This window comes from Rhodovulum strictum, assembly GCF_009649175.1.
Lineage (GTDB): Bacteria > Pseudomonadota > Alphaproteobacteria > Rhodobacterales > Rhodobacteraceae > Rhodovulum > Rhodovulum strictum.
The window spans coordinates 14,612-37,226 of sequence record NZ_WJPO01000017.1; the positions used below are offsets into that span (position 1 = coordinate 14,612).

The following is a 22,615-nucleotide window of genomic DNA, read 5'->3' on the forward strand; positions in this document are numbered from 1 at the left end:
TGATATTCCGGAAAGCCCCGGCGCGGGCGGCTTGGCCCGCGCCGGGAAAGTGTCACGTCAATCGCAGCGCAGCGACAGGTTGTTCTCGGCGGCGAAGGCCATCGAGTCCCCTTCGATCAGCGGGGCGATCACATCGCGGTCGGGCGCGATATAGTCGGTCAGCGCGACCCACTTGCCCTCGGCCGCGTTCCATTGCTGGACGATGCCCATGCCCGATCCGCCGTGATCTTCACAGGTCACGCCGAATTCCGGGCCGATGCCGGGGGCGCCCAGCGACGCCATCAACTCGTCGGTCATCTCCAGCGCTTCCATCCCGTCGCGCATCATCGCGGCGTTGATGTCGGCCGTGCCGTGGATTTCCTGCGCCTTCTTGGCTGCCTCGACCGCCAGCATCGCGGCATACATGCCCCGGGTGTACAGCACCTTGCCCACGTTCGAGCCGTCGCCCGCCGCCTTGCCCTTGGCGACCACATGGGTCCGGATATCCTCGAACACCGGGTAATCGGCCACGCGGTTCATGTTCAGCGACTTGTAGCCATTGGCTGCCATGCCGGCCGGGGTCACGTCATGCTCGGCGCCCGACCACCAGTTGCCGATGAAATTCTCCATCGGGAAGCGGATGTTGGCGGCCTCCTGCACGGCGACCTGGTTCATCACGCCCCAGCCCCACATCACCACGAAATCGGGCCGTTCGCGCCGGATTTGCAGCCACTGGCTTTTCTGCTCCTGGCCGGGGCTGTCCACGGGGATCAGCGTCAGGGTATAGCCATGTTTCTGGGCCAGCGCCTCGAGCGTCGGGATCGGCTCCTTGCCATAGGCCGAGTTGTGGTAAAGCAGCGCGATCTTCTTGCCTTCGAGGCTGCCGCCATTCTCGTCCAGCAGGTAGTTGATCGTCACCGAGGCGGCGTCCCAGTAATTGGCCGGGTAGTTGAACACCCACTCGAACACCCTGCCATTCGCAGCAGAGGTACGGCCATAACCCATGGTATGCAGCGGGATCTTGTCGGCCGAGACCTTCGGGATCAGCTGATAGGTGATGCCGGTCGACAGCGGCTGGTACAGCAGCGCGCCCTGGCCCTTGGTGGCCTCGTAGCACTCCACGCCCTTTTCGGTGTTGTAGGCGGTTTCGCACTCGATGACGCGCGCCTTGACCCCGCCGATGCCGCCGTCGCGCTCGTTCACGAGGGTAAAGTAGTCCTGATAGCCGTCCGAGAACGGGATGCCGCCCGCAGCAAAAGGCCCGGTGCGGTAGCTGAGATCGGGGAATACCAGATCGGCCAGCGCCGGGCTTGCGGCCAGCAGCGCGCCGATGGCGACGGATGCCAGTTTCAGTTTCATGTTGTCTCCTCCCATTGGTTCAGTCGGTTGCCGGGTTGGCCCGGCCTTCGCGCGTCTCCCCGTTCCCGCGCTAGTGCGGGAACGGCCAAAGCCTGAGTTTTTCCTTGGCGATCCGCCAGAGCTGGGCCAGCCCGTGCGGCTCGGCAATCAGGAACACGATGATCAGCGCCCCCACGATCATCAGCTCGATATGGGCCGCCAGATCCGTGGGCCAGCCCAGCGTGCCGACCAGCACGTTCTTCAGCAGGACCGGCAGCAGCACCAGGAACGCCGCACCCGCGAAGCTGCCAAAGATCGACCCCAGCCCGCCGATGATGATCATGAACAGGATCAGGAACGATTTCTGAATGCCGAACGCCTCGCCGACCTCGACCGCGCCCAGATAGACCGCGAAGAACAGCGCCCCGGCGATGCCGATATAGAAGGACGACACCGCAAAGGCGGTCAGCTTGGCCTTGAGCGGGTTCACCCCGATGATCTCGGCGGCGATATCCATGTCGCGGATCGCCATCCACGACCGGCCGATCGAACCGCGCGTCAGGTTGCGGGCCACCCAGGCCAGCACCGCAACGAACAGCAGGCAGACCAGGTATTTCGCCCAGGCTTCGGTATGGGGACCGGTGACCGCGATGCCGAAGACGGTGCGCTCGGGCGCCGAGATCTGGCCCGAGGCCGAGTAGTTGTAGAACCACGGCACCTTGTTGAACAGCCAGATCAGGAAGAACTGTGCCGCCAGCGTCGCCACCGCCAGATAGAACCCCTTGATCCTGAGCGAGGGCAACCCGAACAGCACCCCTACGGCCGCCGTGATCCCGCCCGCGGCGATGATGTGAAGCAGGATGTTCACGTCGGGAAAGGCGGTCATCAACTTGTAGCAGGCATAGGCCCCCACCGCCATGAACCCGCCGGTGCCCAGGCTCACCTGCCCGCAATAGCCGGTCAGGATGTTCAGCCCGATTGCCGCGATGGCATAGATCAGGAACGGCACCAGAAGGGCGTTGGCCCAGTAGCTGTCGATGAAGAAGGGCACGACCGCCAGCGCGACCAGAAGGACCGCGTAATACCGGTAGCGGTCGAACTTGATCGGGAAGGTCTGGCTGTCCTCCCGGTAGGATGTCTTGAAATCGCCGGCCTCGCGATAGAACATGTCAGGCGATCTCCCTCGTGAATTGAACGCGGCGCGGCGCGCGCAGCGCCACCGGACGCACCGCATCGCGGCGCAGGCCGACGATGCGCACCCAGCACAGCATCCCGGTCAGGAAGCCGCCAAAGGCAAGCAGCGCATAGGTTGCCGGCATCCAGGCCGCATCGTTCAGCGAACTGACGGCAAGGAACGAAAAGACGTAGAAGAACGCCCAGCCGATGACGCAGGCAATGGCATGGAACTTCTGCATGGTCAGACCCTCTCGATGATCTTCTCGCCGAACAGGCCCTGCGGCCTGAACACGAGGAAGACCAGGGCAAGGACATAGGCGAACCAGTTCTCGGTCGCGCCGCCGATCATCTGGCCGATGGTGAACTCGAACAGCTTTTCGCCCACCCCGATGATCAGCCCGCCAACGATGGCGCCCGGGATCGAGGTGAAGCCACCCAGCATCAGCACCGGCAGCGCCTTGAGCGCGATCAGCGACAGCGAGAACTGCACCCCCGACTTGGCGCCCCACATGATGCCCGCGACCAGCGCGACGATGCCCGCGATGGACCACACCAGCACCCAGATGAACCGCAGCGAGATGCCGACCGACAGCGCCGCCTGGTGATCGTCGGCCACTGCGCGCAGCGCCCGGCCCTGTTTCGAGTATTGCGAGAACAGCGTCAGCGAGATCACCAGCACCGCCGCCACCAGCGCGGCCACGATGTCCAGCTTGTCGATGAAGAAGCCGTAGAAGCCATCGCCCCCCAGCACCGCGGATCGGTCCTCGATCCATTCGCTGGCCCCCTGCGGCAGGCCCACATCCAGCGTCTTGACGTCGGCGCCCCACATCACATCGCCCAGCCCCTCAAGGAAATAGGCCAGACCGATGGTCGCCATGAACAGGATGATCGGCTCCTGGTTGACCAGATGCTTGAGGATGAACCGCTCGATCGCGATGGCCAGCAAGACCATCACGACGATCGTCAGGGCGATCGCCAGGAATGTCGGCATCGTCCAGCCGAAGTAATGAACCTTCGTGCCGAACGCCGCGTTGATCAGATGCGCAAAGGGTATCTGCCCGTTTTGCAGGCCCACCAGCGTCAGTGCCGCGAACAGCGCCAGCACCCCCTGGGCATAGTTGAAGATGCCAGAGGCCTTGAAGATCAGCACGAAGCCCAGCGCCACCAGCGCATAAAGCACGCCGGCCATCAGGCCGTTGATCATCACCTCGACGGCAAAAAGAAACTGATCCGGCATCAGCGGGTCTCCTTTCGGCAGGGCGCGAGGGTCATGCGCTCAGTCATGGGACACCCCCAGATATGCGTCGATCACTTCCTTGTTGTTGCGGACCTCGGCGGGCGGGCCATCCCCGATCTTCTTGCCGTAATCCATGACCACGACCCGGTCGGACAGGTCCATCACCACGCCCATGTCATGCTCGATCAGGACGATGGTGGTGCCGAATTCGTCGTTCACGTCCAGGATGAAGCGGGACATGTCCTCCTTCTCCTCGACATTCATGCCCGCCATCGGCTCGTCCAGCAGCAGAAGCCGCGGCTCGGCCGCCAGCGCGCGCCCAAGTTCCACCCGCTTCTGCAAGCCATAGGGCAGGCGGCCCACCGGCGTCTTGCGGATGTGCTGGATTTCCAGGAAGTCGATGATCTTCTCGACCGCCTCGCGATGCTCGGTCTCCTCGCGCTCGGCCTTGCCCATCCACAGCGCCTGGCTGAACAGGCCCGACTTCATCCGGGTGATGCGGCCGGTCATGATGTTGTCCAGCGTCGACATGCCCGCGAACAGCGCGATGTTCTGGAACGTCCGCGCGATGCCCTGCTGCGCCACCTGATAGGGGCGCATCTGCGGGCGGCGCTTGCCCTCGAACCACACCTCGCCCTCGGTCGGCGTGTAAAAGCCCGAGATGACGTTCAGCATCGACGACTTGCCCGCCCCGTTCGGGCCGATGATCGCGCGGATCTCGCCCTCGCGGATGTCGAAGCTGATATCCTTGATCGCCACCACGCCGCCAAAGCGCAGCGTGATGTTCTTCAGTTCCATCACCACGCCGCCGATGGTGCGGCCGTCCTCGGTGACATAGGATTCGACGCTGGCCATGCTCATGCCGCCACCTGCCCGGCCTGCCGCGTCTCGACCACCTTGGCGTCCCGGATTTGCAGCGTCGCCCGGATGCTGCCCTTGCGGCCGTCCTCGTAGGTGACTTCGGTCTCGGTGTAGATGCTGTCCGACCCGTCATAGAGCGCGGTCACCAGATCGCCGAACTTCTCGGCGATAATGTTGCGGCGCACCTTGCGGGTACGGGTCAGTTCGCCATCGTCGGCATCCAGTTCCTTGTGCAGGATCAGGAAGCGGTGGATCTGGCAGCCCGACAGCATCGGGTCCGCCGCAACCGAGCGGTTCACCTCCTCGACATGGGCCTGGATCGTGTCCAGCACGCGCGGATGCCCGGCAAGTTCCTGATAGCTGGCATAGGCGATGTTGTTGCGCTCTGCCCAGTTGCCGACCGCAGTCAGGTCGATGTTGATGAAGGCGGTGCAGCGGTCGCGGCCCGCGCCGAACACCACGGCTTCGAGGATGTCGGGATAGAATTTCAGCTTGTTTTCCACGTATTTCGGCGCGAACAGCCGGCCATCGGCCATCTTGCCCACATCCTTGGCCCGGTCGATGATCCGCAGATGCCCGGTGCCTTCCTCGAAGAAGCCGGCATCCCCCGTCGCCACCCAGCCCTCGGGATCCTTGGTCGAGGCGGTCGACTCGGCATTCTTGTAGTATTCGACAAATGTGCCGGGGCTTCGATAGAACACCTCGCCATTCTCGGCGATCCTGACCTCGACACCGGGCGAGGGCACGCCCACCGTATCCGAGCGCACCTGCCCGTCGGGCTGCTGCGTGATGAAGACCGATGCTTCGGTCTGGCCATAGAGCTGTTTGAGGTTGATCCCCAGCGAGCGGTAGAAATCGAAGATCTCGGGGCCGATCGCCTCTCCCGCGGTATAGGCGACGCGGATGCGCGACAGCCCCAGCGTGTTCTTGAGCGGCCCGTAGATCAGCACATCGCCCGTGCGATAGTTGAAGTAATCGCGCAGCGGCTGCGGATAGAGGTTCAGAAGCGGCCCGCGCGCCTTGAAGTACTTGCGCGCCTCGATCGGGTGGCGCAGCCGCACGAAGAAGCCCCGCACCGCGTTCTCGACGATGGTCTCGACGGCGAAGCCGATCCCCATTGCATAGCGATAGGCCCAGCGCACCCGGCGGCGCAGCGTCGGCTTGGACTGCTTGTTGCGATAGCGCGGCATCCCGTAGGTCTCGCCGGTGGTCTTGGCGAACTCCATGAAATGCTTGAACATCGCATGTTTCAGATCGCCCGCATCCTCCATCCGGATCATGACATTGGTCAGCATCGTCTCGAAGATGCGCGGTGGCGCAAAGAAATAGGTCGGCCCGATCTCGCGCAGGTCGGTCATCATCGTCTCGGGGCTTTCGGGGCAGTTCACGCAGAAGCCTGCCACCATCGCCTGACCGATGGAGAAGATGAAATCGCCCACCCAGGCCATCGGCAGATAGGCCAGCACTTCCTCGTCCTGGCCCAGATGGTCAAAGGCAACCGATGCCTTGGCGGTCTCGATGATGTTGCGGTTCGACAGCACCACGCCCTTGGGCTTGCCGGTCGTGCCCGAGGTATAGAGCATGACGCAGGTCGAATCCCAGGTCAGCTCGGCGATGCGCGCCTCAAGCTCGGGCTCCAGCCGGGTGCGGGCCGCGCGGCCCTCGGCCTCGATATCGGCCAGCCAGTTCAGATGCGTGTGGTCGTATTTCCGCATGCCCCGCTTGTCGTTGTAAAGGACATGCTCGATATGGTGGATGCGGTCCTGGACCTCGATGACCTTGTCGACCTGTTCCTGGTCGCCGCAGACCACGAAACGCGCGCCGCAATGGTCCAGCACATAGGCCATCTCCTCGGCCACGGCGTCCTGATACAGCGGCACCGGGATCGCGCCGCACATCTGTGCGGCCACCATCGACCAATAATGCGCCGGGCGGTTGCGGCCGATGATCGCCACATACTCGCCCCGCTCGATCCCGAGCGCGAGCAGGCCCAACGCGATGGACCGGATTTCCTCGTTCGCCTGCGCCCAAGTCCAGCATTGCCAGATGCCGAATTCCTTTTCGCGATAGGCGGGCTTGTCGCCATAAAGCTGCACGTTCCGCGCAAGCAACGCGGGAACAGAACAGAGCTCGTCCGCAGACGTGCCATGTGGTGCCAAGAATGTCTCCTCCCCTTCACCCGGAAATCGGGTTAACCCGCTTGCATCGCGGATCCCCCATCCCCCCGGGCGTGGCCGGTCTTCCGGCCCCTGAGGCGGCCTGAACCGCCCGAATTTCCTCGCTTGACCCCGGCTCACCTGGCCGCACCAGCCCTCTCCGCACCGGGGTCGAGGGCACATTTGCCCAAGGTCGGATTCCGGTCAAGCAAAAGGTTAGGAAATTGCGCAGGATGCACGCCGCCGCGACAGATTGCGCAAGCCTGCCGTAACGGCACGGCCCCTTGGCCCGGCCCGCGCCATGGCCTAGACCGGCGGCGAACCGAACGGGGGACCGATGACGCATCTGTGGGTCAGGGCCGAGCAGCGGCCGAACGAGGAACGGGTGGGGCTGATGCCCGAGGGCGCGCGGGCGCTGGTCGAAGCCGGCGCCCGCGTCAGCATCGAGCAAAGCCCCGTCCGCGCGATCCCCATCGAGGGCTACGAGGCGGCGGGCTGTCAGATCGTCGCCGCCCATTCCTGGCCCGACGCGCCGGACGACGCCATCATCTTCGGCCTCAAGGAATTGCCCGAGGACGGCACGCCCCTGCCCCACCGCCACATCATGTTCGGCCATGCCTTCAAGGGCCAGGCGGCGGGCCGCGTGCTGCTCGACCGCTTCGCGGCGGGGGGCGGCATGCTATACGACCTGGAATATCTGGTGGACGAGGGCGGGCGGCGGGTGGCGGCCTTTGGCTACTGGGCGGGCTATGCGGGGGCGGCGGTCAGCCTGATCTGCTGGGCCGCGCAGCAACGCGGCGGCATCGCCGGGCCCGTCGGCAAGCATGCCGGTTCCCAAGACCTGCGCGCGGCACTGGGCGCGGCGCTTGCGGGTCTTGGCCGCCCGCGCGCCATCGTGATCGGCGCGCTGGGCCGGGTCGGGACAGGCGCCAGCGACCTCTGCCGCGCGATGGGTGTCGAGGTCACGCCCTGGGACATGGCCGAAACCGCCCATGGCGGCCCCTTCCCCGAAATCCTCAATCACGAGATCCTTCTCAACTGCATCCTCGCGATGCCCGGCACGCCGGTCTTCGTGCCCGAACACGCGCCACAGGCCCCCCGCCGCCTGTCCGTGATCGGCGACATTGCCTGCGATCCCGGTTCGGATTTCTCGCCGATCAAGGTCTATGACCGCGCGACCGACTGGCAGGAACCCGCGATCCGGGTCCATGACGCGCCGCCGCTCGATGTGACCGCAATCGACAACCTGCCCTCGATGCTGCCGGTCGAATCCTCGCAGGATTATGCTGCGCAATTGCTGCCCTCGCTGCTGGGGCTGCATGATCTGCAAGCCGGGGTCTGGGGCCGCGCGCATGCGGTTTTCCAAAGTCACATCAGCGGGATAAGGAACGAACGGGCATGACGATTCACTGGTGCGGAACGGGGCTTTCGGCGATTCCGGGGCTGAGGAGGCTGATCGCGGCGGGCCATCCGGTGACGGTCTGGAACCGGACCACGGACAAGGCGCGCGACGCGGTGGGCGATCTGACCGACAACATCCGCGCCTTCGACATGGGCGCGCTGGCCGCGGTGCTGCGGCCGGGCGATGTCGTGGTCTCGATGCTGCCCGCCGACCGGCATGTGCCGCTGGCCGAACTGGCGATCCGCCATGGCGCGCATCTGGTGACGTCAAGCTACATCTCGCCCGAGATGCGCGCGCTTGACGATGCGGCGCGCGCCGCCGGGGTGGCGCTGGTCAACGAGGTCGGGCTTGATCCCGGCATCGACCATCTGATGGCGCATTGGCTGATGGCCGATTACCGCGCCTCGGGCGCCCATGCGCCGGACAACATCTTCGGCTTCCTGTCCTATTGCGGCGGCATCCCGAAACAGCCGAATGCCTTTCGCTACAAGTTCAGCTGGTCGCCGCTGGGCGTGCTGCGCGCGCTGCGCTCGCCCTCGCGCTCGATCCGCGACGGCGCGGAATTCTCGGCCCTGCGGCCCTGGGATGCGCTCGGCCGCTACGAGGCGCCGTTGCCCCGGCCCGAGACATTCGAGGTCTATCCGAACCGCGATTCGCTGCCCTTCATGGCGCAATACGGCTTCGAGCCGGACTGGCAGATACGCGATTTCGTGCGCGGCACGCTGCGGCTGGACGGCTGGGCCGACGCCTGGGCGGATGTCTTCGACACCATAGCCGCCGCCCAAGGGCCAGAGGGCGAGGCGGCGCTGGTCGCGCTGTCGGAACGGCTCTGGGCCCAGAACGCCTATGCCCCGGACGAGCCCGACCGCGTGGTGCTTTGCGTCACGCTGCATGTCACCCGGGCGGGCGAGACGGTCTATCACAAGACCTATGCGATGGATGCCTGGGGCGATGCGCGCGGCAGCGCGATGGCGCGGCTGGTCTCGGTGCCGGTGGCGCTGGCGGTCGAGGCGGTGCTGAGCCGCGAGATCCCCGCAGGCATCAGCGCCGCGCCGCATGAACCGCCGCTTCTGGCCCGCTGGATGGACGAGGTCGCCGGGCTGGCCCAGCATCTGCAAGTCGTCGATCACCGCACGGGCTGAAGCCCGCGCTCAGCGGTCGAAGAAATCTTCCTCAAGGTCGGTGGGATTGATGCCCAGCGCGTCCAGCCCGGCCTCGAGGTAATCGGCGAAGAGCGGCATGTTGACCAGATAATCCTCGGTCGGCGTCGTCGCCTCGGCCTTGGCGGTCTCGACCGCCTCGGCCAGATCCTCGGGATCGAAGGTCTCCCGCCCGATCCAGGTCAGCGCGACCAGGCTGGCCTTTTCGTCCTCGTTCATCGCCCCGATGAAGGCGCGCAATTCGGCCTCGGCCATGCGTTTTTCGCGGGCATAGAAGATTACCTGCACCACCTTGCGCGGGCTTATCTCAAGCAGGTCGTTGATCACGGGCTGTTTCCTCCGAACTTCCCGCCAGTTTCGCCCGCCCCCGCCCGATGCACAAGCCTTGCTCAGCGTCTGGGCGCGAAAATCCGGTAATAAAGCCCCTCGGGCAGGAATTGCGACAGCCGGAACAGCCACGAGAATAGTGTGGGAAAGCTGCGCGAGAACCTGTCGGTCATCATGTGTTCGACCATGATCCGCGCCGCCGGGTCCGGGTCCATGATGAAGGGCATCGCGAAATCGTTCTTGTCGGTCAGCCGCGTGCGGATGAAGCCCGGATTGACCAGTTGCACCTTGATGCCGCTGCCGCGCAGATCGGCATACATGCTTTCGGCCAGCGACATCAGCCCCGCCTTGGACGCGCAATAGCCGATGGCGCCGGGCAGGCCGCGAAAGCCGGACAGGCTGCCGGTCAGAACGATATGGCCGCGCCCGCGCGCGACGAAATGCGGCACGACCTGCCCCAGCACCCGCGCCGCGCCGGTGAAGTTGATGTCGCACATCGCCTCGACCTCGTCGGCATTCCAGGCCTGGGCGGGCTGCGGCCAGTAGACACCGGCCAGAAACACCATGCCGTCGATATCGCCGACCTGTGCAAAGGCATCGCGCACGGACTGGCTGTCGGAGACATCCATCGTCACCACCTGGGCGCGGGCGGGCAGCGATGCGGCCAGCGCGTCCAGCCGCCCCGCAGTCCGGGCGCTGAGCACCAGTTCCACCCCTAGCGCGCTCAGTTGTTCGGCAAGCGCACGGCCCAGCCCCTCGCTTGCGCCGACGATCCAGTAGCGCCTGCCGGCCCAGTCGCTCATGCGGCACCTTTGGGACGCATGGTCGCGACCAGTTCGCCAACGGGAATGCCGAACTTGCGGAACTGGCTGCGGTTCATGATCGTGCCGTTCTCCATCAGATACATCCAGTCGATCACGTCCAGCACATGGCCGCCCGCATCCTCGGGCAGGCGGATGCGATAGCGCAGATGCACTGCCGATCCCCTTTGCCAGCCCTCGCCATAGCCGACCACATCGGGCGCTTGTGCGCGGATATGCCCGTCATTGCCCAGCGTGAAGGCCCAGCGCCGACTTTGCGTCGCGCCGCTGTCATAGCGGAATTCCTCGGTCATGGTACCGGCATTGCCCTCCCACCGCGCCTCGAAATCGGCCACGAAACGCGAGGCGACGCGGCCCGTCGGCCCATAGATCACGCCCTCGCACAGGATCGGGCCGTTGATATGGCGGCGGATGTCGAATTCGGGGGTCTTGGCGGCATAATCCCCGGCTTTCTGGGCCGGAAAGGCCAGCATCCGCCCGCGCAGGATAGCCAGCGCGAGGACTGCCAGCGCACCAAGAACGAAGGCCAGGAAAAAACTCATCGGTCCGTCTCCCGGGTCAGGGGCGTCGCAGCCAGAAGCGCGATCGCCAACAGTTTCAGGGCGCAGGGCACAAGGGCATAAAGCACGCTCAGCGTCACCAATGCGCCCGGCGGGTTGTCGGCCCCGGCGGCAAAGCCCGCACGCTGCAACAGCGGCAAGAGCGTCACCGCCGCAAAGGCCAGGGTGAATTTCGAAACGAAGGTCCACAGCCCGAAGGCCCGGCCCGCATTCGGCGCCACATGGACCATGCGCCCGGCAAAGATCGCGGGCAACAGTGTCATGTCGGCCCCCAGCGCCGCGCCCGAGGCGATGCAGATCAGCGCAAAGGGCAGGATGTCGCCCGCGCCCAGAAAGGCGGCATAGGCGAAGGCAAGGATCGACAGCATCATGCCCCCGATCAGCGTGCGCTTCGCGCCCCAGATGCGCGCGACCCGGCCCCAGACCGGCGCCGAGGCCGCCGCCGACAGAAAGAAAAGCAGCAGAAGCGGCCCCTCCCATCCCGGGGCGGCCAGCCGGCTTTCGACGAAAAACAGAAACAGCGTCGAGGTCACGGCAACGGGTGTGGCATTGACCAGCGCCACGACCAGCAGCCGCCGCGCCACGGGATCGGCCAGAACCTCGCGGAAACCGCCCTCCTGCGCGGCGGCGGGCAGGCGCCATTCGCGGCGCATCGCCAGTGCGGCAACCAGCGCAAGCCCGGCGAACCCTGCGGCAAAGGCCGCAAAGGGCGCGCCGGTCCCGATCAGCAGCGTAGGCGCGACCGCCGCCGCGCTGACCCCCAGCAGCGCGCCGGTCTCGCGCCAGGCCGCGATGCGGACATGCCCGCCCGCGCCCAGTTGCCCGGCCCGCGATACGCCCTGCGCGTAGAAGGTGATGGTCAGAAAGCTGAAGGCGGTGAACAGCCCGGTCAGCGTCAGCCCGAACCACAGCAGCGGCGCCACGGGCGGCGTCACGGCAAACAGCGCCCACATCGAGCCCGCCAGCAGCGCCACGGCGCCCGCCACCGCCAGCCCCCGCGCCCGGCGCAGCCGTTCCGACAGCCAGCCCAGCGCCGGATCCTGCACCACGTCGAACAGCCGCAGTCCGAACAGCACCGCGCCCAGCGCCGCAAGGCTGACGCCGTATTCGTCGACATAGAATTTCGGCGCGTGAATGTAGATCGGCAGCCCCGCCGAGGCCAGAAGCGCGGCAAACACCGCATAGCCCGAAAGCGGCGCGGCCCCGGCCATCAGCTGACCTCTTTGGCCGGGGGCTCGGGGCGGGTGCGGTAGCGCGCGCCCTTCAGCTTCAGCCGCAGGGCGTGCCAGTAGATCAGGCTCAGCACCCGGATCGAGCCAAAGGGCCGCCGGACCAGGCCCGTCAGGATATGCCGGTTTCTCAGCGGTCGGCGCGGCCCCGTCAGCGTGGCGTAAAGCCCTTCTTCGCCATTCGCGGAATAATCGATCCAGATCCCGACCTTGTCGGGCCGGATGTCGAAGCGGAAGCGATAGCCCCCCTCGATCGGCAGGAAGGGCGAGACATGGAACAGCTTGACCGCCGTCAGGATGTCCGATGGCTCGATCGGGCGCTGGTCGGCATGGCGGCACAGATAGGAATGGCGGTCACGCCAGGGGTTGTTCACCTCGGCGATCACCGCGCGCAGCGTCTCGTCCTTGCCGTAGCACAGCCAGAAGCTGACCGGGTTGAACTCGGCCCCCAGCACGCGCGGCAGGGTCAGCAGTTCGAGCCGCCCCTTGGCCGAGAACAGGTCATGCGCCTTGAGCACCTCGCGCACCCATTCCGCGCCGCGCCCCTGTCCCCACGGCCCGCCATGGTCGCGGTCCCAGACCGACATGATGTTGCGCCGATTGAGCGAGAACAGGCGCGGGCGTTTCGGCGCAGGGGCCTCGGCATCGTAAAGGACGTAATCGACCGAATGGCGCAGCTTGTGATCCACCTTGCCGCGCCGCTGGTGAAAGGTCGTGCCGCGGACATGTTCGACAACAGCGGTCATGGCGCCACCGTCTCGTGTTCGCGCCGCTTCATCGCCTCGACGACGGCATGCGCACTGGCCAGCCCGTCCTCGTGGAATCCATTGCGCATCCAGGCGCCGCAGAACCAGGTACGGTTCGCCCCGTTCATCTCGCGGATGCGGGCCTGCGCCGCAAGCGCGGCCAGATCATAGACCGGATGGCGGAAAGTGACCTGATCGTGGATAAGTTCCTCGCGGATCGTCCGGCGGGTGTTCAGCGTGACGAACAGCGGATCGCTTTCGGGGATCGGCTGCAAAGAGTTCATCCAGTAGGTCAGGTCGATCCGGTCGGCGCGCTGGCCGCGATCCTCGGTATAGACCCAGCTTGCCCAGGCCCCGCGCCGCTTCGGCATCAGGCCGGTATCGGAATGCAGCACCGCATCGTTCGGCTGGTAGCGCACCGCGCCAAGGGCGGCGCGTTCCTCGGGGCTGGGATCGGCCAGCATCGCCAGCGTGTCGTCGGAATGGGTGGCGAACACGACCTCGTCGAACACCGCCCATTCGGCCCCCCTGGCGCGGATCTCGACCCCGCCCTCGATCCGGCGCACCGCCTCGACCGGGGTTCCGGTGCGAATCTCGACGCCCTGGCCCGCTAGCGCGGCTTCCAGCCTGCGGACATATTCGATGGACCCGCCGCGCACCGTGTACCACTGGTGCTGGCCCTTGTGGCTGAGCAGCGCGTGGTTCTCGAAGAAGCGGATCATCGCATGCGCCGGGAAATCCAGGATGCCCTGCACCGGCGTCGACCAGATCGCGCCCGACAGCGGCAGCAGGTAGCGGTCGCGGAACCACTCGCCGGTGCCCAGCGCCGACAGGAACTCGCCGATCGTGGCGTCGGGATGGGCGCGTGCGACCTTCAGCGCGTTGGCGTTGAACTTCATCACGTCGCGCAGCATGCCCAGGAATTTCGGGTTCAGCGCGTTCGAGGGCTGGGCGAAGACCGCCTTGAGATCGCGCAACCCGTATTCGAACGTCCCACCATCGAGCGAGGCGCCAAAACTCATGTCGGATTTCGCCACCGGCACCTGAAGCTCGTCGAACAGCCGCGTCATCATCGGGTAGTTGACATAGTTGAACACGATGAAGCCGGTATCGACCGGCTGATCGCCCCGCTTGCCCGCCAGCACCGTGCGCGCATGCCCGCCCAGCCGCGGCTCGGCCTCGAACAGGATGACGCGGTGATCCGCAGCCAGCAAATGCGCCGCGCCAAGACCCGAGATCCCGGCACCGATCACGGCAATGCGGCGGGGGGCGCCCGCGGCGGTTTCGAATGGCATATGATCTGCTCCTGCACTGTCCGTCGGTTGCATATGGTCCCGGCCCCGCCCGTGTCCAGTTGCGTCTGCCGCAACGCGGCGGCCGGAATGGGCGTTCCGACGCTTTTTTCGGCAGTCAAGTGATCCGCTTGCCGTTCCGGCGCGTACTCAAGTCATGTTGAACGGCGCTTGTGCCTTCGAAAAATCGGATGCAGCCCCTTCGGACAGGGCCTATCCTGCCGCATCGAAGGGTGCGTTGCGATTGATCGAGGCGAGGGTCGTGAACCAAAGACAGACGTCCGATGCGCGCTGGGTGCGGCTGGTGGAGCGGGTGCGATCCGACAAGGATCAGGCAGCCTTTGCCGAATTGTTCGCCCATTTCGCCCCGCGCGTGAAGGCGTTCCTGATGAAATCCGGGGCGGATTCGTCCCTTGCCGAGGAGTGTGCGCAGGAGGTGATGGCGACGGTCTGGCACAAGGCGCAACTGTTCGACCCGGAACGGGCGAGCGTGGCGACCTGGGTCTTTACCATCGCCCGGAACCGACGGATCGACGCGCTGAGAAAGCAGCGCCGCCCGGAGCCCGAGGATCTGACCTGGGGACCGGAGCACGAGCCCGACCAGTCCGAAACCATCGCCCTGCAACAGGAAAGCGAATTGCTGGGCCGCGCGCTTGCCGCGCTGCCCGAGAACCAGAGAGTGCTGATCGAAAGGGCCTATTTCGGGGAACTTTCGCACAGCGAGATCGCCGCCGAGACGGGCCTGCCCCTTGGCACGATCAAGTCGAGGATACGCCTGGCGCTGGAGCGTCTGCGCCAAGAGATGCAGTGAGAAGACAGTACCCATGAGCACCACGATCACCCACCACCTGACCGATGCGCTTCTGATGTCCTATGCCGCGGGCAACCTGCCCGAGGCGTTCAGTCTGGTCGTGGCGACCCACATCTCGATGTGCGACGAGTGCCGCGCGCGTCTGGCCAGCTTCGAGGCGGTCGGCGGCGCGGTGCTGGAGGACGCGCCCGAATGCGCGATGTCCGAGGACAGTTTCGCCGCCACGATGCGCCTGATCGCCGGAATGCCCGCCGAGGCGCGGATCGAGGCCGCCCCCGAAACCCGGGGCCTGTTCCCGAAACCCCTGCGCGACTATGTGGGTGGCGATGTCGATGCCGTGCAATGGCGCTCGCTCGGCGGCAAGCTGCGGCAGGCGGTACTGCCGACCGCACGGGATGCAAGCGTGCGGCTTCTCTATATCCCCGCCGGGGCGGCGATGCCCGACCATGGCCATGCGGGGATGGAACTGACGATGGTCCTGCAAGGCGCGTTCCATGACGAGGACGGCTATTACGGCCCGGGCGATGTCGAGGTGGCGAACGAGGATCTCAAGCACACCCCGGTCGCAGCACCCGGCCCCGACTGCATCTGCCTTGTGGCCACCGATGCGCCGCTGAAATTCTCGGGCCTGCTGCCGCGGATCGCCCAGCCCTTCATCGGGATCTAGGCGTCACTCGGCAGGCTTGCCCAGCGCGACGACGCGGGGCGCATCGGTTTCGAGATCCTCGAAGTCGAAATTGTCCAGCCGGGCGGCGCGCTTGCCCGCCCGTTCGGCGGCGGTTCCGATGCTTTCCAGATCGGCCCGCGCCTGCCCGAAATGGGTGTTCAGCTTTCCCACCCGCTCGACCACCAGTTCCACATCGCGGTGCAACTGCTTCAGCGTCTTGCGGATCGCGCCCGCCTGTTCGCGCATCCGCGCATCCTTGAGGATCGCGCGCATCGTGTTCAGCGTCGCCATGCAGGTGGTGGGCGAAACGATCCAGACCCGCGCCTCGAACCCCTCGCGGACAAGTTCGGGAAAATTGGCGTGCAGTTCGGCATAGACCGCCTCGGAGGGCAGGAACATCAGCGCGCCATCGGCGGTTTCGCCCTCTAGGATGTATTTCTCGGAAATCGCCCGGATATGCGCCCGGACCGAGACGCGCAATTGCTTCGCCGCTTCGTTCAGTTCCCACTGGGTTTCCGCCCGCCGCAGCGCCTCATAGGCTTCCAGCGGGAATTTCGAATCGATCACGATGGGACCGGGCGGGTTGGGCAGGTGGATCAGGCAATCCGCCCGCTTGCCGTTCGACAGCGTGACCTGCATCCCGTAACTGTCCTTCGGCAGCGCCTTGCCGACGATGTCGTGCAACTGGATCTCGCCGAATGCGCCGCGGGTCTGCTTGTTCGACAGGATGTCCTGCAAGGACAGCACATCGCCGGACAGCTTTTCGATATTGGCCTGCGCCTTGTCGATCGTCACCAGCCGCTGCTGCAATTCCCCCAGGGAATGCGCCGTCCGCCGCGAGGCGCCTTCGAGGTTCTGGTTCATCTGCTCGGTGACCTGCGACAGCCGCGCCTCCATCAGCCGCAGCATGTTGGCCTGGCTCGCCGCCTGCGCCTCCGAGACATGGGTCAGACCGCCCGCCAGCCGGTGCTGGCCTTCGCCCAATGCCTCCACCCGGCGGGTCAACTGGTCCATCTGATAGATCAGGGGTTCCGCCAGCGCCGCCGACTGCCCGGCCCGGCGCACAGCAAGGATCAGAAGCGTGACGACCAGGATCACCAGCGCCGCAATGCCCCCCGCGCCGATCACCGCCGGATCGTCCCAGCCATAGGTCCGCCCGCCGATCACGATATCCTTGCCGATCTGGATCATCGCCGCCCGAACAGCCTTTCGATATCGGCCAGCCGCAATTCCACATAGGTCGGCCGGCCGTGGTTGCATTGCCCGGAATGGGGCGTCGCCTCCATCTCGCGCAGGAGCGCGTTCATCTCGTCCACCCGCATCCGCCGCCCCGAGCGGATCGAGCCATGACAGGCGACGCGGCTGAGGATCGCCTCGATCCGGGCTTGCAGGGTCTGGCTGTCGCCCAGATCGGCCAGTTCGTCCAGGATGTCGCGGATCAGCGCGCCCGCATTCACCTCGCCCAGCAGGGCCGGGGTTTCGCGCACCGCCACCGCGCCGGGGCCGAAGGGCTCGACGCTCAGGCCAAGCCGGGCCAGCGTGGCGGCATGGTCGATCAGCCGCGCGGCATCGTCTTCGGACAATTGGACGATCTCGGGGATCAGCAGCGCCTGTGCCGCGATGCCGGTCTCGGCCATCTGGCGTTTCAGCCGCTCATAGACCAGCCGTTCATGCGCGGCATGCTGATCGACGATGACAAACCCGGTTTCGGTCTGGGCGATGATGTAATTCTCGTGGAGCTGTGCCCGCGCAGCCCCCAGCGGCAGGGCTTCGGCTTCGGGCGCAGGCTCGGTCGCCTCGAACCGGGCCGAGGGTTCGGCCAGACCGGGCGAGAGCGGCGCGGGCGCCTGTGCGGCAAAGGCCGCAGCAATCGCGCGGGGGCCGGGGCGGTCCATCTGATAGGGGCGCGGGGCCACCGGTTCGGGCCGCAGCGCGCCCAGCGTTGCCCCCGCAACCGTGCTGGAGGCGCGGTGCCCGGCCTCGGCCAGCGCATGGCGCAGGGCGGACACGATCAACCCCCGCACCAGCCCCGGCTCGCGAAAACGTACCTCGGCCTTGGCGGGGTGGACGTTCACATCGACGAAGGTCGGATCGCATTCGACGAACAGCGCCGCCGCGGGGTGACGATCACGCGACAGGAAATCGGCATAGGCGGCCCGCAGCGCGCCGATCAGCAGCTTGTCCCGCACCGGGCGGCCATTGACGAACAGGTATTGCGCCACGGCCGCCCCACGCGAATAGGTCGGCAGCGCGGCATAGCCCAGCAGCGATACGCCCTCGCGCCGGGCGTCAATGCGCAGCGCGTTCTCGGCGAAATCGGCCCCCAGCACACGCGCCAGCCGCCCGCGCATCGCGTCGAACAGATCGCCCGTCTCGGCATCGGCGCGAAAGATCACGCGCCCCTCGCCCCCGTCCGAGACATCGCGCAGGGTGAACGCCACAAAGGGTTCGGCCATGGCCAGCCGCCGGATCACATCGGCAATCGCCTGCCCCTCGGCGCGGTCGGAACGCAGGAATTTCAGCCGGGCAGGGGTGGCAAAGAACAGGTCGTGCAACTCGACCACCGTGCCGCGGGTCAGGGCGGCGGGCGTGACCGGCCCCATCCGTCCGCCCGAAACGGCGATCCGCGCGGCCGCCTCGCCCGGCGCGCGGCTGGTGATGGTCAGCCGCCCGACCGCCCCCAGCGAGGGCAGCGCCTCGCCGCGAAAGCCGAAGCTTGCGATGTTCAGCAGGTCCGAGCCGTCGATCTTGGAGGTCGCATGCCGGGCCAGCGCCAGCGGCAGATCGCCCGCGCGGATGCCGTGGCCGTCATCGGTGACGCGGATCAGGCTCTTGCCGCCATGGGCAACCGCCACCTCGATCCGCCGCGCGCCCGCGTCCAGCGCGTTCTCGAGCAGTTCCTTGACCGCCGAGGCCGGGCGTTCGACCACCTCGCCCGCCGCGATACGGTTGACCGCGGCCTCGTCAAGCTGGCGTATCCGCGGCAGGTTGGCGCTTATATTGGGGTTGGGCGAGTTCATCCCACAAGGGTTAGCACGACCACCCCGATTCTGCCACAGGGATCAGTTGGTCGTCTCAAGCCCCTCGGGCTGTCCCGCCACAACGAAATGCAGCCTGTCCGGTTGCAGCAACTCGCCCGCCACACGCCGCACATCCTCCAGCGTCAACGCCATGATCCTGTCGTTGCGGCTGTTGACATAGTCGATGCCCAGCCCCTCCATCTGCATGCCGACAAGAATGCGCGCGATGGGCGCATTGCCGTCAAAGCGCAGCGGATAGGCCCCGGTGAGATAGGTCTTGATGTCATCAAGCTCCTGCTCGGTCAGGCCGTCCGTGGCCATCTTCGCCCACTCGTCCCGGATCACCGAAATCGCCTCGGCAATTCTGTCGTTGGCGGATGCCACCTGCCCCAGCACGAGCGCGGCGGAATCCATCGGGTAGAGATAGGAATATACGCCATAGGTCAGCCCGCGCTTGCCGCGAACCTCCTTCATCAGGCGCGATTCGAAGCCGCCCGCACCCAGAACTTCGTTCATTACGAAGGCGGCAAAAAAATCTGGATGGTCGCGTTCCATCCCCTCATGCCCGAATACCGCGACCGATTGCGGCGTGTCGAATGGTACGACGGTCAGCCCGCCAGAAAGCAGGTATTCCGCCGTTTCGGGCATCGGTGCGCCGGTCTCGGGCAACCCGTCGAACAGCGCGTCAAGGAGAACGCCCAGTTCCTCTGCGGTGATATCGCCGGCGGCGGCAACATAGATGCGGTCGCGCGCGATGCTGCGGGAATACGCCTCGATCAGATCTTCGCGGGTCAGGGCTGCAACGCTTTCCTCGGTCCCGTCGATCGAACTGCCATAGGGATGATCGCCAAAGGCCAGCCGGTCAAAGGTGCGCGAAGCGATGGTCGCCGGATCCTGCGCATCGGAACGGATCGAGGCGAGCACCTGCCCCCGCACCCGCTCTACCGCGTCGGCATCGAATCTCGGGGCGTGCAGCGCCTGACGCAGCAGCGCAACAGCATGGTCGCGGGTCTCTGTCAGCATCCGGGCCGAGACCGACAGCGAGTCGCTGCCCGCGCTGAACCGGAACGAGGCCGCAAGCGCGTCGCGGGCCCGCACGAAGGCACGCGCATCCATCTCGCCCGCGCCCTCCTCAAGCAGTGCGGTCATCAGGTTGACCGCCCCGCGCTTGCCCGGCGCATCCAGACTGGTGCCGCCGCGGAACCGGATTTCCAGCGCGACGAAGGGGATATCGTGGCTTTCGACCAGCCATGCGCCGATCCCGCCGGGCGAGGTGACTTCGCGGATCTCGATGGCGGCGCGGGCAGGCAGCGCCAGCCACAGCACCAGACCGGCAAGCGCGAAAAGACGGATCATGCTCATTGGCTTACCTCGCTGCGGCTTTCGGCCGGGCGTTCCAGCCAGCCGGTCACCGCATTGTCGCGGTTCAGGACCGCGCGGGCGGCGGCCATCACATCCTCGGGCGTCACCGCCTGAAGGATCGCAGGCCAGTCCTGCACATCCTGCACCGTCAGCCCCGAGGCCAGCGCCGCCCCATAGCGCCGCGCGCGGCCCTGAACGCTGTCCAGCGCATAGATCTCGGCCGCCCGCGTGCGCATCTTGAGCGTTTCGAACAGGGTGGGATCGATGCCTTCCTCCAGGAACTCGGCCAGCGCGGCATCCAATGCCGCCTCGGCCTCGGCCAGCGTGACACCCGGCGCGGGCACCACGACCAGACCGAAGGTCGTCGCGTCCAGCGACAGCCCGTCATAGAAGGCCGAACTGTGGATCGCGGTCTGCGTGTCGAATTGCAGCTTGTCGCCCAGAACCGAATTCGCCCCCTCGCCGCCCAGTATCTCGGCCAGATAGGTCAGGGCAGCGGCGGTTTCCTGTGCGCCGGGGTCGCGTTCGGGCGCCAGATAGGTACGCAGAACATAGGGCTGGCCCACGCGCGGATCGGCAAAGGTCAGGCGCCGCTCGGCCCGTTGCGGCGGTTCCTGCGGGCGGATGCGCTCGGGCAGGGCCTCGGAAGGGGCGAGCGTGCCGTAATGTTCCTCGGCCAGCGCGCGCACCGCGTCCACCGTCACATCGCCCGCCACCACGAGGATCGCGTTGTTCGGCGCGTAGTAGGTTTCGTAGAAGTCCAGCGCATCGGCCTTGGTCAGCCCCTCGATCTCGTGGCGCCAGCCGATGATGGGGATGCCATAGGGGTGGTTCTGGAACTGCGCGGCGCGGCGCTGTTCGGAAAACAGTGCGCCGGGGTCGTTCTCGGTGCGCTGGTTGCGTTCCTCAAGGATCACGTCGCGCTCGGTCAGCACATCCTCTGCGGCAAGGCGCAGATTGGCCATGCGGTCGGACTCGATCTGCATCATCAGGCCCAGCCGGTCGGCCGCGACGCGCTGGAAATAGGCGGTGTAATCCCACGAGGTAAAGGCGTTGTCGGACCCGCCATTGGCCTGCACGATGGCCGAGAATTCGCCGGGGGCCAGCGTCTCGGTGCCCTTGAACATCAGGTGTTCCAGAAAATGCGCGATGCCGGACTTGCCGGGCGGTTCGTCGGCGGCACCAACGCGATACCAGACCATCTGCACGACCACCGGGGCGCGATGATCCTCGATCACCACGACCTCAAGGCCATTGTCCAGGGTAAAGGATGCCACAGTCTCGGCCCGCAGCGGCAGGGCCGTCAGCAGAAGCGCCACAAACGCCAGTCGGATCGCGTGCATCGGGTCCAGTCCTTGCGCGAAAGGTTCCGCTCAAGCTACGCGGAGCGCCGGCTTTTTCAAGCACGCGGCACGGAGTTGTGAGCCGCTAGGGCGTCACGCCTTCGGGCGGGGCGCCCACGTTGCGCGCGCCTGCGGCCCGCCAGCGTTCCAGTTCGGCATGCTGGTCAAGCGATTGCTTGCGATACGCCTTGTAATAGACGTTGACGTTGAACCAGCGCTCCAGAAGCCGCCCGTCATTCTGGCGGCGGTATTCCAGATCCTCGGCGGCCAGCGTCTGGCGGATCGTGGGGCTGACGCCAAAGCGCGTGGCATGCGCCATCAGACCCGCATCGCCCGGCACGGCGCGCGCCGCGTTGCCGCCCAGCGCCGCGATCGCGTCGGCCTCGGGCGTGGGATCGGTGCGCGACGGCCCGCCCGGGGTCGGCAGCGGAAGCTGGGCAAAGTCCTGCGGCATTTCCAAGGGCTTGCCGGGCAGGATCGCGAATTCGTCCGGGCCGCGGTTCGGCTTGCGCAGGTTCATCAGTTCGGGCGTCTTGTCACGGCTGCACGCCGCAAGCGTTGCGGCCATCAGCACCCCAAGAACCACCATGCGCGCGGATCGCATACGCCTGTCCCTCCGTCCGGTCCCGCCCTCTTTAGCGCAAGGCTCGGGCGGCGTCACGGGGTCTTGTCGCGGCCAGTAAAGACCACAAGTCCCAGGGCCCCCGCGAAGATCGCGATATCGGCGACGTTGAATGCATAGGGATTTTCGATCCCGCAGCAGGACATGTTCAGGAAGTCCGCGACCGCGCCATAGACCAGCCTGTCGACCACATTGCCCAGCGCGCCGCCCACCAGCAACCCGCCCGAAACCAGCGCGACGGGCCGCTGCGGCCCGCGCGCCAGCCAAAGTGTCACCCCCGCCGAGATCGCCAGCGCCACGCCGATCAGCAGCCAGCGGCCAAGATCGCCGTCATTCGACAGAAGCCCGAAATTCATCCCGCGATTCCACGCCATCCGAAGGTTCAGATAGGGCGGAACCACGTCGATGCGCAGCCGCTCGGCCAGGCCCAGAACCTGCACGACATAGAGTTTGGTCGCCTGGTCCAGCGCGAAGACCAGCGCCGTGATGATGGCAAGCAGGCGCAT

General features: G+C 66.3%; 22 protein-coding genes. 4 read left to right on the plus strand and 18 right to left on the minus strand.

From position 1 onward, the window contains the following. Positions 1 to 57: 57 nt before the first annotated feature. The 6 genes from GH815_RS11410 to GH815_RS11435 all read right to left on the minus strand — a co-directional run bounded on the left by GH815_RS11410 (position 58) and on the right by GH815_RS11435 (position 6,750). A complete protein-coding gene (locus GH815_RS11410; RefSeq protein WP_153748904.1) occupies positions 58 to 1,338 on the minus strand; it encodes an ABC transporter substrate-binding protein in 1,281 nt (426 codons plus the stop codon). Between the two features lie 70 nt (positions 1,339 to 1,408). Further along, on the minus strand, positions 1,409 to 2,485 hold the full coding sequence (locus GH815_RS11415; RefSeq protein WP_153748905.1) for a branched-chain amino acid ABC transporter permease: 1,077 nt from the start codon (positions 2,483 to 2,485) through the stop codon (positions 1,409 to 1,411). A gap of 1 nt (position 2,486) precedes the next feature. Continuing rightward, complete coding sequence (locus GH815_RS11420) at positions 2,487 to 2,732, minus strand: hypothetical protein (RefSeq protein WP_153748906.1); 246 nt, start codon at positions 2,730 to 2,732, stop codon at positions 2,487 to 2,489. 2 nt (positions 2,733 to 2,734) lie between these two features. Beyond that, entirely contained in the window at positions 2,735 to 3,730 is a 996-nt protein-coding gene (locus GH815_RS11425; protein WP_170290339.1) for a branched-chain amino acid ABC transporter permease, read from the minus strand. Positions 3,731 to 3,769: 39 nt separating this feature from the next. Next, a complete protein-coding gene (locus GH815_RS11430) occupies positions 3,770 to 4,585 on the minus strand; it encodes an ABC transporter ATP-binding protein (RefSeq protein ID WP_153748958.1) in 816 nt (271 codons plus the stop codon). 2 nt (positions 4,586 to 4,587) lie between these two features. Further along, on the minus strand, positions 4,588 to 6,750 hold the full coding sequence (locus GH815_RS11435) for an AMP-binding protein (RefSeq protein WP_153748908.1): 2,163 nt from the start codon (positions 6,748 to 6,750) through the stop codon (positions 4,588 to 4,590). A 334-nt stretch (positions 6,751 to 7,084) separates the two neighbouring features. Between GH815_RS11435 and GH815_RS11440 the strand changes: the two genes are divergently transcribed. After that, the gene (locus tag GH815_RS11440) at positions 7,085 to 8,149 is read left to right on the plus strand and encodes a saccharopine dehydrogenase (RefSeq protein ID WP_153748909.1); all 1,065 of its coding nucleotides are present in this window, start codon (positions 7,085 to 7,087) and stop codon (positions 8,147 to 8,149) included. Then, entirely contained in the window at positions 8,146 to 9,291 is a 1,146-nt protein-coding gene (locus tag GH815_RS11445; RefSeq protein WP_153748910.1) for a saccharopine dehydrogenase C-terminal domain-containing protein, read from the plus strand. The genes GH815_RS11440 and GH815_RS11445 overlap by 4 nt, the downstream gene beginning before the upstream one ends. A gap of 9 nt (positions 9,292 to 9,300) precedes the next feature. Here the strand turns inward: GH815_RS11445 and GH815_RS11450 are convergent, their stop codons facing one another. From GH815_RS11450 to GH815_RS11475, 6 genes are all read right to left on the minus strand, one after another. Then, positions 9,301 to 9,624 carry a DUF3775 domain-containing protein gene (locus GH815_RS11450; protein ID WP_153748959.1) on the minus strand — a complete coding sequence of 108 codons (324 nt, stop codon included), beginning with the start codon at positions 9,622 to 9,624 and terminating at the stop codon, positions 9,301 to 9,303. A 74-nt stretch (positions 9,625 to 9,698) separates the two neighbouring features. Next, positions 9,699 to 10,439: an SDR family NAD(P)-dependent oxidoreductase gene (locus GH815_RS11455; RefSeq protein ID WP_153748911.1), complete on the minus strand. Its 741-nt coding sequence runs from the start codon at positions 10,437 to 10,439 to the stop codon at positions 9,699 to 9,701. Beyond that, positions 10,436 to 10,999 (minus strand): DUF3833 domain-containing protein, encoded by a 564-nt coding sequence (locus GH815_RS11460; protein ID WP_153748912.1) that lies wholly within the window; start codon positions 10,997 to 10,999, stop codon positions 10,436 to 10,438. The genes GH815_RS11455 and GH815_RS11460 overlap by 4 nt, the downstream gene beginning before the upstream one ends. Then, positions 10,996 to 12,228, minus strand: coding sequence for an MFS transporter (locus GH815_RS11465; RefSeq protein ID WP_153748913.1), 1,233 nt, complete (start codon positions 12,226 to 12,228; stop codon positions 10,996 to 10,998). Before GH815_RS11465 ends, GH815_RS11460 begins: the two co-directional genes overlap by 4 nt. Continuing rightward, positions 12,228 to 12,992, minus strand: coding sequence for a DUF1365 domain-containing protein (locus GH815_RS11470; RefSeq protein WP_153748914.1), 765 nt, complete (start codon positions 12,990 to 12,992; stop codon positions 12,228 to 12,230). The genes GH815_RS11465 and GH815_RS11470 overlap by 1 nt, the downstream gene beginning before the upstream one ends. Continuing rightward, entirely contained in the window at positions 12,989 to 14,287 is a 1,299-nt protein-coding gene (locus GH815_RS11475) for an NAD(P)/FAD-dependent oxidoreductase (protein ID WP_153748915.1), read from the minus strand. The genes GH815_RS11470 and GH815_RS11475 overlap by 4 nt, the downstream gene beginning before the upstream one ends. Positions 14,288 to 14,441: 154 nt before the next feature. On the opposite strand from GH815_RS11475, the gene GH815_RS11480 reads away from it, so the two are divergent. Together GH815_RS11480 and GH815_RS11485 are read left to right on the plus strand one after the other, a co-directional pair. Then, positions 14,442 to 15,095 carry a sigma-70 family RNA polymerase sigma factor gene (locus GH815_RS11480; RefSeq protein ID WP_153748916.1) on the plus strand — a complete coding sequence of 218 codons (654 nt, stop codon included), beginning with the start codon at positions 14,442 to 14,444 and terminating at the stop codon, positions 15,093 to 15,095. Positions 15,096 to 15,108: 13 nt separating this feature from the next. After that, positions 15,109 to 15,762: a ChrR family anti-sigma-E factor gene (locus tag GH815_RS11485; RefSeq protein WP_153748917.1), complete on the plus strand. Its 654-nt coding sequence runs from the start codon at positions 15,109 to 15,111 to the stop codon at positions 15,760 to 15,762. A gap of 3 nt (positions 15,763 to 15,765) precedes the next feature. Here GH815_RS11485 and GH815_RS11490 read toward each other — a convergent pair whose 3' ends face one another. The 6 genes from GH815_RS11490 to lspA all read right to left on the minus strand — a co-directional run bounded on the left by GH815_RS11490 (position 15,766) and on the right by lspA (position 22,615). Continuing rightward, positions 15,766 to 16,953 (minus strand): DNA recombination protein RmuC, encoded by a 1,188-nt coding sequence (locus GH815_RS11490; protein ID WP_153748918.1) that lies wholly within the window; start codon positions 16,951 to 16,953, stop codon positions 15,766 to 15,768. Next, entirely contained in the window at positions 16,950 to 18,782 is a 1,833-nt protein-coding gene (gene mutL / locus GH815_RS11495; protein WP_153748919.1) for a DNA mismatch repair endonuclease MutL, read from the minus strand. The genes GH815_RS11490 and mutL overlap by 4 nt, the downstream gene beginning before the upstream one ends. Before the next feature lie 42 nt (positions 18,783 to 18,824). Then, complete coding sequence (locus GH815_RS11500) at positions 18,825 to 20,138, minus strand: M16 family metallopeptidase (protein ID WP_153748920.1); 1,314 nt, start codon at positions 20,136 to 20,138, stop codon at positions 18,825 to 18,827. Between the two features lie 2 nt (positions 20,139 to 20,140). Continuing rightward, positions 20,141 to 21,487, minus strand: coding sequence for a M16 family metallopeptidase (locus tag GH815_RS11505; protein ID WP_153748921.1), 1,347 nt, complete (start codon positions 21,485 to 21,487; stop codon positions 20,141 to 20,143). Positions 21,488 to 21,572: 85 nt separating this feature from the next. Next, the gene (locus GH815_RS11510; protein ID WP_153748922.1) at positions 21,573 to 22,091 is read right to left on the minus strand and encodes a DUF3035 domain-containing protein; all 519 of its coding nucleotides are present in this window, start codon (positions 22,089 to 22,091) and stop codon (positions 21,573 to 21,575) included. 53 nt (positions 22,092 to 22,144) lie between these two features. Continuing rightward, positions 22,145 to 22,615, minus strand: coding sequence for a signal peptidase II (lspA, locus tag GH815_RS11515; protein WP_153748923.1), 471 nt, complete (start codon positions 22,613 to 22,615; stop codon positions 22,145 to 22,147).

What these genes read in the sequence shown, in the direction of transcription:
- GH815_RS11410 (WP_153748904.1), bottom strand. Translation starts at nt 1,338, where the DNA reads ATGAAACTGAAACTGGCATCCGTCGCCATCGGCGCGCTGCTGGCCGCA.
- GH815_RS11415 (WP_153748905.1), bottom strand. Translation starts at nt 2,485, where the DNA reads ATGTTCTATCGCGAGGCCGGCGATTTCAAGACATCCTACCGGGAGGAC.
- GH815_RS11420 (WP_153748906.1), bottom strand. Translation starts at nt 2,732, where the DNA reads ATGCAGAAGTTCCATGCCATTGCCTGCGTCATCGGCTGGGCGTTCTTC.
- GH815_RS11425 (WP_170290339.1), bottom strand. Translation starts at nt 3,730, where the DNA reads ATGCCGGATCAGTTTCTTTTTGCCGTCGAGGTGATGATCAACGGCCTG.
- GH815_RS11430 (WP_153748958.1), bottom strand. Translation starts at nt 4,585, where the DNA reads ATGGCCAGCGTCGAATCCTATGTCACCGAGGACGGCCGCACCATCGGC.
- GH815_RS11440 (WP_153748909.1), top strand. Translation starts at nt 7,085, where the DNA reads ATGACGCATCTGTGGGTCAGGGCCGAGCAGCGGCCGAACGAGGAACGG.
- GH815_RS11445 (WP_153748910.1), top strand. Translation starts at nt 8,146, where the DNA reads ATGACGATTCACTGGTGCGGAACGGGGCTTTCGGCGATTCCGGGGCTG.
- GH815_RS11455 (WP_153748911.1), bottom strand. Translation starts at nt 10,439, where the DNA reads ATGAGCGACTGGGCCGGCAGGCGCTACTGGATCGTCGGCGCAAGCGAG.
- GH815_RS11460 (WP_153748912.1), bottom strand. Translation starts at nt 10,999, where the DNA reads ATGAGTTTTTTCCTGGCCTTCGTTCTTGGTGCGCTGGCAGTCCTCGCG.
- GH815_RS11465 (WP_153748913.1), bottom strand. Translation starts at nt 12,228, where the DNA reads ATGGCCGGGGCCGCGCCGCTTTCGGGCTATGCGGTGTTTGCCGCGCTT.
- GH815_RS11470 (WP_153748914.1), bottom strand. Translation starts at nt 12,992, where the DNA reads ATGACCGCTGTTGTCGAACATGTCCGCGGCACGACCTTTCACCAGCGG.
- GH815_RS11475 (WP_153748915.1), bottom strand. Translation starts at nt 14,287, where the DNA reads ATGCCATTCGAAACCGCCGCGGGCGCCCCCCGCCGCATTGCCGTGATC.
- GH815_RS11480 (WP_153748916.1), top strand. Translation starts at nt 14,442, where the DNA reads ATGTTGAACGGCGCTTGTGCCTTCGAAAAATCGGATGCAGCCCCTTCG.
- GH815_RS11485 (WP_153748917.1), top strand. Translation starts at nt 15,109, where the DNA reads ATGAGCACCACGATCACCCACCACCTGACCGATGCGCTTCTGATGTCC.
- GH815_RS11490 (WP_153748918.1), bottom strand. Translation starts at nt 16,953, where the DNA reads ATGATCCAGATCGGCAAGGATATCGTGATCGGCGGGCGGACCTATGGC.
- mutL (WP_153748919.1), bottom strand. Translation starts at nt 18,782, where the DNA reads ATGAACTCGCCCAACCCCAATATAAGCGCCAACCTGCCGCGGATACGC.
- GH815_RS11500 (WP_153748920.1), bottom strand. Translation starts at nt 20,138, where the DNA reads ATGATCCGTCTTTTCGCGCTTGCCGGTCTGGTGCTGTGGCTGGCGCTG.
- GH815_RS11505 (WP_153748921.1), bottom strand. Translation starts at nt 21,487, where the DNA reads ATGCACGCGATCCGACTGGCGTTTGTGGCGCTTCTGCTGACGGCCCTG.
- GH815_RS11510 (WP_153748922.1), bottom strand. Translation starts at nt 22,091, where the DNA reads ATGCGATCCGCGCGCATGGTGGTTCTTGGGGTGCTGATGGCCGCAACG.
- lspA (WP_153748923.1), bottom strand. Translation starts at nt 22,615, where the DNA reads ATGCGCCTGCTTGCCATCATCACGGCGCTGGTCTTCGCGCTGGACCAG.